We start from the raw sequence: 14,744 nt of genomic DNA on the forward strand, positions 1-14,744 counted from the left end.
AGAGCTAAACAACTCGAATAAATGCAAAGCCAATAGAGGCAATAAAAATCGTCTCAACAAGTAACATGAGTACGGGCTTCCAGCCAAGTTTTCCTAATTCCTTAAAGCTTGTCTTCACTCCTGAAGCAGCAATCGCAATAACTAACATCCAGCGAGATAGATCGCTTATAGATTCAATGGTGGGTAAGGGCAATATTTGCATAGAGGCCACCACTGATAGCGCCATAAATCCAAGAAGAAAATTAGGGATCAATCTTAGGCTGGCCCACCCTAACTTTTTGGATGATGTTTGAGCGCCCAAAAAAACCGAAATAAATAGAACAACTGGTAATAACAAGGCCACTCGAAACAATTTCACTACAGTTGCAACATCACCAGCCTCGGGACCAAAGATCATTCCCGCAGCTACAACCTGAGCCACATCATGAATGGTGGCCCCCAAGAAAATACCCGCAAATAATGGACTAATATCCATCGCCTGCAATAAGAAGGGGTATATGACCATGGCGAGCGAGGATAAAATTGTCACGCCAACCACTACCAAGAGGGTAAAGCGCTCATTATCTTTTGTTTTTGGCAAAACTGAGGCTATGGCCAAAGCGGCAGATGCACCGCAAATCCCTACAGAGCCACCTGCAATCAAGCCAGAGTCAGTCGAGAGATTGAGCAGCTTTGCCAAAATAAATCCTAAACAAACCGTTGCAGTCACTGCAATTACTAACATTAGCCCTGTACTCAAACCAATTGCGGCAATATCGGAGAAGGTAATACGTATACCTAAGAATGCCACTCCCAAGCGCAACATATTCTTTGCACAGAAATCAACGCCAGGCTTAATGACTTCTCTGTCATATATAACATGGAGTGAAAGGCCAATTAGGAGGGCATATAAAAGTTGTGGGCCGCCATAGTTTTGCGAAAGAAAGCTAGTTGCTATAGTTATAGCAATGCAGGCCATAAGGCCAGGAAGATAAGTTTTGACTGTTTTAAGCATCAACTAAATACACTGTTCGCTTCCCATTCAGTAAATGAGACCCCATCCAATCAGATGAGTTGGTAAAACTAAAGAGATGGCTTAATTCTAACTACCCAGGCACTAAATCAAATTGCCGAGCGTCAAGATATTAAGAAAAAGCCACCCCGCGTGAACTGACCCCCAAAAGTTGGACAGTTTAGTTAGGTTAGCACGAGGGATTGGGTTCGGTAATTTACCGGGCTTAATCCCTTTAGTTTTTGTTTGATTCGATCATGGTTGTAGTAGTGGATATATTTCTTTAGTTCTGCTTTAAATGATTCGACACTTTCAAACCTCTTCCGATAGAAGAACTCGGTCTTCATAATCCCAAACCAGTTTTCCATAACTGCGTTGTCTAAGCAGTTACCTTTTCTAGACATGCTTTGAGTAATGCCTTGCTGGTGTAGGGCCTGTTGATACAGCCCCATTTGGTATTGCCAGCCCTGGTCTGAGTGCAATACTGGCCTGTCTTCATTCTTGAGTCGTTTGAAGGCGCTCTTTAGCATCTGCATTACTGAGCTAATCTGTGGTCGATCAGCAATCTCATAGGAGATGATCTCTTGGTTATATAGATCCAGGATGGGTGAGAGATAAACTCGCTCGCCCTTGATATTGAACTCAGTCACATCAGTCACCCACTTTTGATTGGGTGCTTTAGCTATAAAGTTGCGCTCTAACAAGTTAGGGGCTGCCTTACCCACAGACCCCTTATAAGACTGATAGCGCTTGGGCCTCACAAGGGACTTCAGTCCTAGTTGGCCCATCAGCTTTTGCACGGTCTTGTGGTTTAGGTATTGCTGTTGATTACGCAGCTCTAAATGTACCCGCCGATAGCCATAGCGACCCCGATGGGCATTAAAGATCTGGGTGATATGCTCTTTAGCCCCCTGATAAGGATCAGCTTTACTACTGGCTGCCCGCCAGTAGTAGTAAACGCTTTTAGCCATCTTGGCGATGAGTAGTAAGTCTGGTAAACGGTAATGCGGCCTTAGCTCAGTAATTACTTGGGCTTGTTCTCTTTTACTGCTTTGCTCTGAGCTAAGGCTTCTAACTTTTTTAGGTAGGCAGCCTGTGCTTCGGCATACCCCAAACGTCTTCGCAACTCTGCCGGCGTGAGCTCCGAGATAGGCTTTTTGAGTAATGCTTTGATATTAAATTGGGACATCGGCGGTTGTCCTCTCTGTCGATTGGCAAGGGCTGTAATACCGCCTTCATTGTAGAGTTTTTGCCATTGCAAAATGGTGGTCATACTACCAATCCCAAAGTGGGCAGCAGCTGGCCTAGCTGATATCTGATACTGTGCCATGTACTCTAGAACCTGTACTTTGAACTGCGGGGAGTGGCGTTGGTAGCTAGGATTAAGACCACTATGGCCACGTGCTTGATAGGCTAAAGCCCATTTGCGGACATCTGAGTGACTAATCTCAAATAAGTGACTTACCCGCTTAAGACCACCTGACTTTAGAAACTCTTTAACTACCTTTAGCTTGAACTGCTTGCTGTACTTGCTCATAAAACAAAACCCCCTTGGTTGGACATAACGTCCAACTTTTGGGGGTCAGTTCATTCGGGTGGCTCAAAGTAAATCTATGGAGGTACTGCCTAAAGAATGAACAACAACTTCATATTAGTCCTTGGTCTTCACAACACAAAAAAGTTTTGTTTTCTTTCGGTGCAAGTTGCATTATTTTGGTGCAGATCATGCAATACCTTAGGACCAACTACTTACAAGGGTACTTTGCTTCAAAGAATCGGATCAGCGTCTTCGCTGCACGCTCCTGATTAAATTGGGGATTGCTTTGATTCCAAGTTAGGAACTCCTGGAGAATGGCCTCTCTGGTACCTGTTTCCGATGTAAAGCAAATGCTGGGCTTTTGTTTTGAATTACGGCTTGCGAGATAGGCTTGATAAATGCCCTCTCCAAATCCAAAGCAAAAGTTCCGAGCGTCCATATCATTCGGGTTTTTGCATAAGTCGACTAAAGCGGCTGTAGACGCATCATTTTTAGGTAAGTTAGTCTGAGAATAAGCATTTGCCTGTAATAGCAAAGTTAAGCTGATGGTTAATAGAGTGATACGAAATGGTTTCATAGTGATATTTTCTACAGATTAGCGTCTAAATCCACCCATACGACCACCACCAAAACCACCACGCCCACCGAAGCGGTCATCATTCATTCGGTCGTAACGTGCCTGATCTCGCATCGCATTTTCTTGGGCTGCCTCACGATACGTATTTGGATTACTGCGATCTTGCTGGTAATCATTACGTGCTTCCTGATTTAAGCGATTTGCTTGGGTACGCTCTTGAGGCGTAGCATCTTTCTGAAAAGCGTTATCGGCCCTCTGCCCCGCTGCTCTTGCGGCTTGCCGATCTTGCGGAGTCGCATTATTTTTCCAATCATTGAGAAGGCGCTGTTGGTTCTGAATACTGCTTGGACCAATCAATCCCCTAGAAGATCGTCCTGGATTATTGGCGTCGTTATTATTCACATTAATCGTACCGTTCGACCAACTTGGCGTTGACCAAAATGCCTCACCTACTGCCATCCCCAAGCCAAATGACATAATTCCCCAGGCGGGGTTGTAAGCAGGATATGGCGGATAATCCGGGTAGGGCCACGGACCATACACAACAGTGGGGTTGTAGTTCGGCACATAGACCATTTGAGTATTGGCAGGGCCAATCAATATATTGGAGTTGGCATCCGTACTGACCGTCATTTGTTGATTCGACTTGAGGGTGCCAGCCTGAATAGCACGCTTACGTAAAACCTGTACCGCCTTCATTGTGTCTGCTGGTTGCAGCTTATAGGCATTGCCCAGATTTTGAGTCCATTGCAATTTGCCGCCCATCATATTGAACGCTGGTGGGAATGAAAGCAGCGACTTCACACTATCGTTCCAAGATTGCGCTTTAAGGGCATCTTTTAATGCAGCACCATTGAGACTGGAATTACTATTGCGCCAGTTGTAGGCCTCAGCAACCTCTAATGGATAAGTAGAGGCCAACAACATTAACGACAGTAAGGAGTCGGGGTACAAGGCAATTGGAGAGAGTAAAGACTCCAATTGCGCCGATGAAATCAACTGTGGGGAATTGTTATAACCACCACTTTGGGTGTAGTACTGCGGATAGGCTGCGCCTTGATAGAGATCGTTGTTGTTTGAGCATGCACTCAATAGCACTACGAATCCAAACAAGTACCCTGCTTTATGGTGATTATTCATACACACATTAATCCTCTTGTATTTCTAGAGTGTAATACCGAATGCCAAGCTAGAAATTAGTGATTTTCTTTGGCGTGATTAATGGTGTATTTCGGAATCTCAATCACCAAATCCTGGCGAGCCACAATCGCTTGGCAGGATAAGCGGGACTGAGGCTTTAGGCCCCATGCGCGATCTAGCAAGTCCTCTTCATTCTCATCAGGCTCATTAAGACTTTGAAAACCCTCTTTCACAATCACGTGGCAAGTAGTGCAAGCACACACCATATCGCATGCATGCTCAATGGGGATGTTGTTTTCTAATAAAGCTTCGCAAATAGAAGTTCCGGGGGCAACTTCAACTACCGCACCTTCTGGGCAATATTCACTATGAGGCAAAACAACGATCTGGGTCATGATTAATTTCTATTAAATGAATGTTTCTATTTTGACTGTTTAGATTTCAGCGACATTCTTGCCAGCCAAAGCCTTCTGAATGCTGGCATTCATCCGCTTTTGGGCAAACTCATCAGTAGCTTTAGCAGCATGGTCAACCGCTTTTCTTAAAACATCGCTATCGGTTTCTTCTTTCAAGATCCTTTGTAATGCAGTCATTTCTTGATCGACCAACACTTGCTCATCAGCGGTAAGCAAGTCACGATCAGAATTTAATGCAGTCTGGACAGCATCCAATAAACGTTGAGCATTGACCTGCTCTTCTCGTAAGGATCTAGCCAAGAGATCTACTTTTGCAGAGGCAAAACCATCTTGCAACATTCGAGCAATTTCTGCATCAGTCAAACCATAAGAAGGCTTGATATCAATCGAGGCCTGCACTCCAGAAACCTGTTCCATAGCACTGACAGAAAGCAGGCCATCGGCATCCACCTGAAAAGTCACCCGAATGCGAGCCGCACCAGCGGCCATTGGCGGGATACCACGTAATTCAAACTTACCTAAAGAGCGGCAGTCCTGCGCTAACTCACGCTCACCCTGAACCACCTGAATCGCTAAAGCAGTTTGACCATCTTTAAAGGTCGTGAAATCCTGTGCTCGAGCAACTGGAATCGGTGTGTTGCGAGGAATAATTTTTTCAACTAAACCTCCCATGGTTTCAATACCGAGGGATAGTGGAATCACGTCTAACAGCAACCACTCATCATCTTTACTTTGATTGCCAGCGAGCAAGTCCGCTTGCATAGCAGCGCCTAATGCTACAACTTGATCCGGGTTTAAATTATTTAAAGGCTTCGTACCAAATAGCTCACCAACAGCACGCTGTACATGAGGCATACGGGTTGCCCCGCCCACCATGACAACGCCCTTAACCTCATCGGCTTTAAGGCCAGCATCACGCAAGGCCTTCTTTACCGCGACCAAAGTCTTAGAAACCAAGTTCTGAGTTATTTCAAAGAGCTGGGCTTGGCTCACCCCTACATTGACAACGGTACCGTCTGTAAGGGTTACATGTACGCTCGCCAATGGATTGTGACTCAGCAGCTCTTTGGCATGCTTACAAGCTAGTAAGAGTTTGCGGTGATCTTGAATCGAGAGTGGCGGGAGTTTAGCTTGCTCTATCACCCAGCAATACAGTCGATGATCAAAGTCATCGCCGCCTAAAGCCGAATCGCCACCGGTAGAAAGCACCTCAAATACGCCTCGACTCATTCTTAAAATAGAAATGTCAAAGGTGCCGCCGCCGAGATCGTAAACGGCATAAATACCTTCGGACGCATTATCTAAACCATAAGCAATCGCTGCAGCAGTGGGTTCATTGAGCAAACGCAACACTTCAATACCGGCTAACTTCGCAGCATCTTTTGTGGCTTGACGCTGCGCATCATCAAAATAAGCTGGTACGGTAATGACTGCACCCACAATATCGTCATTCACTGAGTCTTCCGCCAACTGACGCAAGCGCGCCAGAATTTCTGCTGAGACTTCAATCGGACTCTTATCGCCTGCGACAGTTCTGAGCTTTAACATACCAGGCTCATCGACAAAGTCGTAGGGCGTATTTTCAATATTTTCTACATCAACGATGCCTCGCCCCATAAAGCGCTTTACAGAAACAATCGTGTTCTTTGGGTCAGAAACAATACTTTCAATTGCCTCAAAACCAGCTTGGGTTCTACCGTTCGGTAAGTAGCGCACAACTGATGGGAGTAACTCGCGCCCTTCTGCATCTGGGAGCACTTTAGGTAAAGCATCTCGCACAATCGCCACCAAAGAGTTGGTGGTACCTAGATCAATGCCAACCGCAATGCGGCGCTGATGTGGCGCAAGAGATTTACCGGGTTCGGAGATTTGTAATAGGGCCATGGGGACTAGAGTGTAAAGCTATACCAAGGCCGAGATAGCATCATCTAGCTCAAGTGCAAACTTATCAATAAAAAGCAGACCTCTGAGTAACTCAGCTGCACGGGGGTAATTCTTGGCACCATCCACAGCCTGTGCAATTTCCGCTAGGGTATCTCGCTTGGATTGATCCACTTCTTGCGCAAGCAATTCCAGCGCGGTCAGATCCTCTTCGCACTCTTCAAGACTTTCGCGCCAATCCATTTGCTTCATTAAAAAGGCGGCTGGCATGGCTGTGTTGGTCTCTAGCCGCGCGTCGACGCCATGAAGCTTGCAAAGGTAAAGTCCACGTTGAATGGGATTCTTGAGAGTCTGAAAGGTCGTGTTTGCGAGCGTAGCCATTTGCATGGCTAATCTTTGCTCAGTATCACTACCGCGTGCGTGGCGGTCAGGATGTACTTCTTTTTGAATAGCGAGATAAGCTTTGTCTAGAGTAGCTAAGTCAATACTGAAGCGCTGCTCTAAACCAAAGAAACGAAAATAATCGTCAGACGCGGAAGGATTCGCCACAACCACACTCATCTTTTACGTTCGGGTTCTGAAACTTAAAGCCCTCGTTCAAACCCTCGCGTACGAAATCCAATTCGGTGCCATCTAAATAGGCCAGGCTCTTTGGATCCACAAATACTTTAATACCGTTTGACTCAAACATCGTGTCTTCTGGCGCTGACTCATCCACATATTCGAGCTCATAAGCCAAGCCTGAACAACCTGTAGTGCGAACACCCAAGCGCAGGCCACAACCCTTCCCGCGCTTATCAATATTACGCTGAACGTGTTTCGCCGCTTTATCAGTTAAGGTGATTGCCATAATGAAAGCCTCTTTATCTTTACAGCGTAGGATGCTTTTCTTTGTAATCAGCCACTGCCGCCTTGATAGCGTCTTCCGCCAAGATAGAGCAATGAATTTTTACTGGTGGCAGTGCCAGCTCTTCAGCAATCAAGGAGTTCTTGATCTCTAAAGCCTGGTCCAAGGTTTTACCTTTAACCCACTCAGTTACCAAAGAGGAAGAAGCAATTGCAGAGCCGCAACCATAGGTCTTGAACTTCGCATCTTCAATCACGCCTTGATCGTTTACACGGATCTGCAACTTCATCACGTCGCCGCAGGCAGGCGCACCTACCATGCCAGTGCCAACTTGATCGTCACCCTTCTCAAATGAGCCGACGTTGCGGGGGTTTTCATAATGGTCGATTACTTTGTCGCTATATGCCATGGTATTTCCTCGTAATTTCTTTTAACTTTAAACTTACTCAAATATCTTCAATACTGCTTAGTGTGCTGCCCACTTGATGGTGCTGAGATCAATACCATCTTTAAACATTTCCCATAATGGTGAAAGTTCACGTAACTTCGCAATCTTCTCTTTCACCAACTTAATCGTGAAATCGACTTCCTCTTCAGTAGTAAAGCGACCTAGAGTAAAACGAATCGAGCTGTGAGCCAATTCATCGTTACGGCCCAGTGCGCGCAATACATAAGATGGCTCTAATGAGGCTGAAGTACATGCTGAACCAGAAGAAATCGCTAGATCTTTCAATGCCATCAACATGGACTCGCCTTCAACATAGTTGAAGCTGATGTTGAGGTTATGCGGAACACGTTGATCCATGTCGCCATTGACATAAACCTCTTCAATATCCTTCAAACCAGCTAGCAGACGATCGCGCAAAGCACGAATGCGGGCGTTGCCTGATTCCATTTCAAGGCGTGCGATGCGGAAAGCTTCGCCCAGGCCAACGATTTGGTGAACTGCTAATGTGCCTGAACGCATACCGCGCTCATGACCGCCACCATGAATCTGGGCCTCAATACGAATACGGGGCTTACGACGGACAAACAATGCGCCGATACCTTTAGGGCCATAGGACTTATGAGCAGAAAAGCTCATTAAATCGACTTTAGTTTTCTCTAAATCGATTTCAACTTTGCCAGTAGCTTGCGCTGCATCCACATGGAAAATCACGCCACGTGAGCGGCAGAGTTCCCCAATACGTGGAATATCTTGGATTACACCAATCTCATTGTTGACATACATCACCGATAACAAAATGGTGCCCGGCTTCATCGCTTCTTCCAACTGAGCGAAATCAATCAAACCATTTGGGAGGACGTCCAAGTAAGTTACTTCAAAACCTTCGCGCTCAAGCTCACGGCAGGTATCTAAAGTGGCCTTATGCTCAGTCTTGACGGTAATGATGTGATTGCCGCGATCTTTATAGAAATGCGCAACGCCTTTGATTGCTAAGTTAATACTTTCTGTAGCACCACTGGTAAATACGATCTCTCTTGGATCAGCATGCACCAACTGAGCTACTTCTGAACGCGCCCACTCAACTGCCTCCTCCGCAGCCCAACCATAGGCATGGCTTCGCGATGCGGCATTACCAAACTGCTCGCGCAAATAAGGCAACATCTTGTCCACTACTCGCGGATCAATCGGTGTTGTAGATGAGTAGTCCATGTACACCGGAAAGTGTTTAGGGCTAAACATGGGGATTGGTTGCTTAGGAATGTCGTGTGGTGCGTTCATATTTTGCTTATCGATTAGTTGGCTGAGCAGTTTTAAGCTTACTGAGCCAGGTTAAAAACGGAATTAACGAGGGGTCGCTTAGGGGCGACTTCCTTTGCTGCTACGACTGCTGATGCCGGCTTTTCTGCCTTGGTACTTTCAATCTTCATTTTTTTAGGACGCAAATCGTGTAACACGATGCCACGCCCTTCCTGTTGATGAACGAGATCTTTCAAAGAAACTGAACTGAGATACTCGACCATCTTGGAATTCAGGTTCGACCACAGGTCATGAGTCATGCAACGACCATGACTTTCTTCATCACTATGACAATTGCCCTTACCGCCACATTGGGTGGCATCCAAAGGCTCATCTACAGCCACAATGATATCAGCCACGCTAATCTCATTGGATTGGCGTGCAAGGGTATATCCACCGCCAGGGCCACGAGTGCTCTCCACGATGTTGAAGCGGCGTAATTTGCCAAACAACTGCTCTAAATAGGACAAGGAAATCTTCTGTCTTTGGCTTATTCCAGCCAAAGTTACAGGCCCGTGCGTTTCACGCAGGGCTAAATCGATCATTGCGGTTACTGCAAAACGGCCTTTAGTTGTAAGTCTCATATGTCACCTTGGTAATGGATTGTTATGGACAGCTAACAGTCGGGCGGGTAATACCCGACCATTCCACTCAACTTTAACATATTCCCGACTAATTTGCTCAGGAATTAACCCTGCGCTCTATACGGCGTCTCGGGATCTTGCGCCAAAAGCCATTTCCTTCACTTTAGTCAGGCGATCACGGCTTGCGGCAGCCTTTTCAAACTCTAGATTCTTGGCCTCAGAGTTCATTTGCTTCTCTAAACGCTTGATTTCGCCCGCTAAATCCTTTTCGCTCATATCCTCATAGCGAGCCCGCTCTTGTTCCACCTGCATCTCAGAACGCTTCTCTTTGACGTCGTAAACCCCATCAATAATGTCTTTAATGCGCTTTTTGACTCCACGAGGTTCAATCCCATTTGCCTTATTGAAAGCAACTTGCTTGGTACGGCGACGCTCCGTCTCCCCCATCGCCCGTTTCATGGAATCGGTAATGCGGTCGGCATAGAGGATGGCCTTACCTTTTACGTTACGCGCCGCCCTACCAATTGTCTGAATCAAGCTGCGCTCTGAACGCAAGAAGCCTTCTTTATCCGCATCCAAGATCGCTACTAGTGAGACCTCTGGAATATCTAAACCCTCACGCAAGAGATTAATACCTACCAAGACATCAAAGACGCCCAAGCGCAGATCACGCAGAATCTCTACTCGCTCTACCGTATCGATATCAGAGTGCACATAACGTACCTTGACACCGTGATCAGATAAATAATCTGTCAACTGCTCTGCCATACGTTTTGTGAGTACGGTTACTAAAACGCGCTCATGTACTTTGACGCGCTCATGTATCTGACCTAGCAAGTCATCGACTTGTGTGCTTGCTGGTAAGACTTCAATTTCTGGATCAACCAATCCTGTCGGTCTAGCTACCTGCTCAACCACTTGTCCAGTATGCGTATTTTCATAATCGGCTGGAGTTGCCGAAACAAAGACTGTCTGACGCATCTTTGTTTCAAACTCAGTGAACTTGAGTGGACGATTATCCATCGCAGAAGGTAAGCGGAAACCAAACTCTACTAAGGTATGTTTACGCGATTTGTCACCGTTGTACATTGCATTGAGCTGCCCTATGAGGACATGGCTCTCGTCTAAGAACATCAAGGCATCATTCGGCAAGTAGTCCACCAAGGTAGGCGGAGCCTCACCCGGCATAGCGCCCGAGAGATGGCGAGAATAGTTCTCAATCCCTTTACAGAAGCCCAACTCATTGAGCATCTCTAGATCAAAGCGGGTGCGCTGCTCTAAGCGTTGTGCCTCAACCAACTTACCATCTTTAACGAATTCATCAAGGCGAGTACGCAGCTCCGTCTTAATTGTTTCAATGGCTTTGAGGACAGTATCGCGTGGCGTTACATAGTGCGAACTGGGGTATACGGTAAAACGTGGAATCTTTTGACGAATTTTTCCTGTGAGCGGATCAAAAAATTGTAGGCTCTCAATCACGTCATCAAATAGCTCTACACGAACTGCTAATTCGTTATGCTCAGCCGGGAAAATGTCGATCGTGTCGCCACGTACTCGAAATACACCGCGCTTGAAATCAGTTTCATTGCGGTCATATTGCATCGCAATCAAGCGCATCAAAATATCGCGCTGGCTCATCTTGTCGCCGGGGCGCAAAGTCATCACCATGCTGTGATAGTCGCCTGGATTACCAATACCGTAAATGGCTGAGACCGTGGCAACGATGATGACATCACGTCGCTCTAATAAACTTTTCGTAGCAGAGAGACGCATCTGCTCAATATGCTCATTGATCGATGAATCTTTTTCAATAAATAAATCGCGTGTCGGTACGTATGCTTCTGGTTGGTAGTAGTCGTAGTAACTCACAAAGTACTCCACCGCATTTTTAGGGAAAAATTCTCTAAATTCACTGTAGAGCTGAGCGGCCAAGGTCTTATTAGGAGCAAAGATGATGGCAGGACGGCCAGTTCGGGCAATCACATTAGCCATCGTGAAGGTTTTACCCGAACCCGTGACCCCCAGCAGGGTCTGAAAGGTCAATCCGTCCTCAATTCCAGCCACCAAAGCATCGATTGCAGCCGGCTGATCCCCGGCGGGCGGGAAGGGCTGATAGAGATGGAATGGGGAATCCGGGAAGGAAACAAACTTGGCTGGATCTAGGTCATGGCCTGCCTCACCCAAAGGATCAGCTACAGGGCTTTTCTTGCTTTCGGCAACGGGGGAATTTGGGGGACTTTTAGGCGACTTAGGGGGCATCTCAGCTATCATTTCATCTGTACGTTTGAAGTGCACAGCGAATTTTGTACAAAGACTGATTTTGCCGTTTTTATTTGGAATTAGTTGAATCCAAACTCAAAAACAGTTGTTTAAAGCAAATTTAGCTGGATTTAAACTTAATAAACACTCAGATACACCCTTTATTCACCCTTTATATCTCTTTCTGATCCTCTAATGAACCTTTTTGCTTCCGTCCAACTAGCCCCTAAAGACCCTATTTTTGGCCTCACTGAAGCCTATGTCGCCGATCAACGCGCAGACAAAGTGAATTTAGGCGTTGGTGTCTATTACACCGACGAAGGTAAGGTACCTCTTCTGAAAGCAGTCATGAAGGCTGAAGAGGCCATTGTGGCCAAGCACTCACCTCGCAGCTACATTCCAATTGAAGGTCCAAACCCTTACAACAGCGCAGTACAAAACCTCTTGTTTGGCGCAGAGTCGTCACTCATGAAGGATGGTCGCGTCATTACAGCCGAGTGCCTTGGTGGCACAGGTGCGTTGCGTGTTGGTGCGGATTTTATTAAGCGCCTCAATTTGAATGCGCCCTGCGCAATCAGCAATCCCACTTGGGAAAACCACCGCGGGATTTTCGAATCCGCTGGGTTTGAAGTACTTGAATACACTTATTTTGATGGCGTTACTCGTGGCGTTAATTTTGATGGCATGGTGAAGTCTTTAGAATCTTTCCCAAAGTACACCACCGTGTTGCTGCATGCTTGCTGCCATAACCCAACCGGTGCAGACATCACTGAAGCGCAATGGCGTCAAGTGATTGAGATCTGCAAAGCAAAAGACTTGATTCCGTTTTTAGATATGGCTTACCAAGGATTTGCAGCAGACATCGAGAAAGACGGTATTGCAGTCCGTTTATTCGCTGAGTCTGGAATGTCATTCTTTGTATCCAGCTCATTCTCAAAATCCTTTTCTCTTTACGGTGAACGCGTTGGCGCACTGTCTATCGTGACCCAAAGTAAAGATGAGTCCACTCGTGTGTTGTCGCAATTAAAGCGCGTCATTCGTACAAACTATTCCAATCCACCAACACACGGTGCCGCAATTGTCGCCTCCGTTCTGAACTCGCCAGATCTAAGACAGCTTTGGGAAGATGAATTAGCTGAAATGCGTGATCGCATCAAAGCAATGCGTCATGGACTGGTTGAAAAACTCGCTGCCGCTGGCGTAAAGCAAGATTTCGCCTTTATCGAAGCGCAGCGTGGCATGTTCTCTTACTCAGGTCTCACGGTTGAGCAAGTAGAGCGCTTACAAAAGGAAGATGGTATTTACGCCCTCTCTACCGGCCGTATCTGTGTAGCCGCCCTCAATACTAAAAATATTGATAAGGTGGCTAAGGCAATCGCTCGCGTATTAGCATAAAGACATGTAACAACCCGTAATCAGCGGTTACACTGAATGATCAGGAGGCAACATGCTATATCAGTTACACGAATTTCAAAAAGCGCTACTTCAACCGGTTAGCTCTTGGGCTCGTGCAGCCTCTGAGGCATTTATTGACGCCTCAAATCCAGCCTCCAAAATTCCAGGGTCAGAACGTCTAGCTGCTAGCTATGAACTCCTCTATCGCTTGGGTAAAAACTACAACAAGCCGGAGTTCGGCATACGCTCCGTGCAGGCACATGGTCGCGAAGTAGCGATTCATGAAAGAACCATTGTTGCCAAGCCATTTTGTAACCTAATTCGCTTCAAACGCTTCTCTGATGATTTGGATGTCATTAAGAAATTAAAAGCTGATCCAGTTGTCTTAGTAGTAGCGCCGCTTTCCGGTCACCACGCTACATTGCTGCGTGATACTGTTCGCACTCTCTTGCAAGACCATAAGGTTTACATTACTGACTGGATTGATGCACGCATTGTTCCGACTGAAGATGGCAGCTTTAGTTTGGATGACTACGTTCACTATGTGCAAGATTTTATTCGCGCGATTGGTGCAGATGATTTGCATGTGATCTCCGTATGCCAACCAACAGTGCCTACATTAGGCGCAATCTCTTTGATGGCCTCTGCCGGTGAAAAAACACCTACCTCGATGATCATGATGGGTGGCCCAATTGACGCACGCAAGTCCCCAACAGCGGTTAATAACTTAGCTGATCAAAAATCTTATGATTGGTTTGAAAGTCATGTAATTTATAAAGTGCCACCAAGCTATCCAGGTGCTGGTCGCAAAGTATATCCAGGCTTCTTGCAGCACACCGGCTTTATTGCTATGAACCCGCAGAACCATATGCAGTCACATTGGGATTACTTCCAAAACTTGGTGCGTGGCGACGAGCAAGATGCTGCCTCACATATTCGTTTTTACGATGAATACAACGCAGTGATTGATATGGATGCGCAGTATTATCTGGACACTATCAAGACAGTGTTCCAAGACTATTCATTACCGAATGGCACTTGGTCTGTTGCCGGTGAATTAGTTCAACCGCAAGATATTCAGAAAACAGCTTTGCTCACCATTGAAGGTGAGCTCGACGATATTTCTGGTAGCGGGCAAACTCGTGCAGCACATGCATTGTGCGCGGGCATTCCCAAGACGAAGAAAGATCACTATGAGGTTGCGGGTGCTGGCCACTACGGCATATTCTCTGGTCGTCGCTGGCGTGAGAAGGTGTACCCTAAAATTAAAACGTTTATTCGTGAACACCAAGGTATGCAAAAAAAATCTCGCGCTAGACCACCCAAACTAGAAGGCTCAAAGTCTGCATAGAACAGTAGCGCGACTTCCGGGT

14 protein-coding genes are annotated in these 14,744 nt (G+C 46.3%); 2 read left to right on the plus strand and 12 right to left on the minus strand.

Features of this window, described 5'->3' with window-relative positions; genetic code table 11:
- Positions 1-4: 4 nt before the first annotated feature.
- From DN92_RS07595 to uvrB, 12 genes are all read right to left on the minus strand, one after another.
- Complete coding sequence (locus DN92_RS07595) at positions 5-994, minus strand: YeiH family protein (protein ID WP_254598279.1); 990 nt, start codon at positions 992-994, stop codon at positions 5-7.
- A 182-nt stretch (positions 995-1,176) separates the two neighbouring features.
- Positions 1,177-2,528, minus strand: a protein-coding gene (locus DN92_RS07600) for an IS3 family transposase (RefSeq protein WP_437342746.1) whose coding sequence is annotated in 2 segments (ribosomal slippage) — positions 1,177-2,066 and positions 2,066-2,528 — 1,353 coding nt in all. Because the reading frame shifts where the segments join, the coding sequence is not laid out codon by codon here.
- Between the two features lie 208 nt (positions 2,529-2,736).
- The gene (locus DN92_RS07605) at positions 2,737-3,105 is read right to left on the minus strand and encodes a Rap1a/Tai family immunity protein (protein WP_173960666.1); all 369 of its coding nucleotides are present in this window, start codon (positions 3,103-3,105) and stop codon (positions 2,737-2,739) included.
- An 18-nt stretch (positions 3,106-3,123) separates the two neighbouring features.
- Positions 3,124-4,245 (minus strand): DUF3300 domain-containing protein, encoded by a 1,122-nt coding sequence (locus DN92_RS07610; protein WP_173960667.1) that lies wholly within the window; start codon positions 4,243-4,245, stop codon positions 3,124-3,126.
- 56 nt (positions 4,246-4,301) lie between these two features.
- Positions 4,302-4,640, minus strand: coding sequence for an ISC system 2Fe-2S type ferredoxin (gene fdx, locus DN92_RS07615; RefSeq protein WP_173960668.1), 339 nt, complete (start codon positions 4,638-4,640; stop codon positions 4,302-4,304).
- 39 nt (positions 4,641-4,679) lie between these two features.
- Positions 4,680-6,545: a Fe-S protein assembly chaperone HscA gene (hscA, locus tag DN92_RS07620; protein WP_173960669.1), complete on the minus strand. Its 1,866-nt coding sequence runs from the start codon at positions 6,543-6,545 to the stop codon at positions 4,680-4,682.
- An 18-nt stretch (positions 6,546-6,563) separates the two neighbouring features.
- Positions 6,564-7,103, minus strand: coding sequence for a Fe-S protein assembly co-chaperone HscB (gene hscB, locus DN92_RS07625; RefSeq protein WP_173960670.1), 540 nt, complete (start codon positions 7,101-7,103; stop codon positions 6,564-6,566).
- Entirely contained in the window at positions 7,069-7,392 is a 324-nt protein-coding gene (iscA, locus tag DN92_RS07630) for an iron-sulfur cluster assembly protein IscA (RefSeq protein ID WP_173960671.1), read from the minus strand. Before iscA ends, hscB begins: the two co-directional genes overlap by 35 nt.
- Positions 7,393-7,411: 19 nt before the next feature.
- Positions 7,412-7,798: a Fe-S cluster assembly scaffold IscU gene (iscU, locus tag DN92_RS07635; RefSeq protein ID WP_173960672.1), complete on the minus strand. Its 387-nt coding sequence runs from the start codon at positions 7,796-7,798 to the stop codon at positions 7,412-7,414.
- Between the two features lie 57 nt (positions 7,799-7,855).
- Entirely contained in the window at positions 7,856-9,115 is a 1,260-nt protein-coding gene (locus DN92_RS07640; RefSeq protein WP_415836378.1) for an IscS subfamily cysteine desulfurase, read from the minus strand.
- A 38-nt stretch (positions 9,116-9,153) separates the two neighbouring features.
- Positions 9,154-9,717: a Fe-S cluster assembly transcription factor gene (locus tag DN92_RS07645; protein ID WP_173960673.1), complete on the minus strand. Its 564-nt coding sequence runs from the start codon at positions 9,715-9,717 to the stop codon at positions 9,154-9,156.
- A gap of 117 nt (positions 9,718-9,834) precedes the next feature.
- The gene (gene uvrB, locus DN92_RS07650; protein WP_254598280.1) at positions 9,835-11,976 is read right to left on the minus strand and encodes an excinuclease ABC subunit UvrB; all 2,142 of its coding nucleotides are present in this window, start codon (positions 11,974-11,976) and stop codon (positions 9,835-9,837) included.
- A gap of 195 nt (positions 11,977-12,171) precedes the next feature.
- Here uvrB and DN92_RS07655 point away from each other — a divergent pair, with 195 nt between their 5' ends.
- A complete protein-coding gene (locus DN92_RS07655; RefSeq protein ID WP_173960674.1) occupies positions 12,172-13,371 on the plus strand; it encodes an amino acid aminotransferase in 1,200 nt (399 codons plus the stop codon).
- 52 nt (positions 13,372-13,423) lie between these two features.
- Positions 13,424-14,722, plus strand: a complete 1,299-nt coding sequence (locus tag DN92_RS07660; protein WP_173960675.1) for a polyhydroxyalkanoate depolymerase — start codon at positions 13,424-13,426, stop codon at positions 14,720-14,722.
- Positions 14,723-14,744 lie beyond the last annotated feature (22 nt).

It is taken from the genome of Polynucleobacter arcticus (genome assembly GCF_013307205.1).
Lineage (GTDB): Bacteria > Pseudomonadota > Gammaproteobacteria > Burkholderiales > Burkholderiaceae > Polynucleobacter > Polynucleobacter arcticus.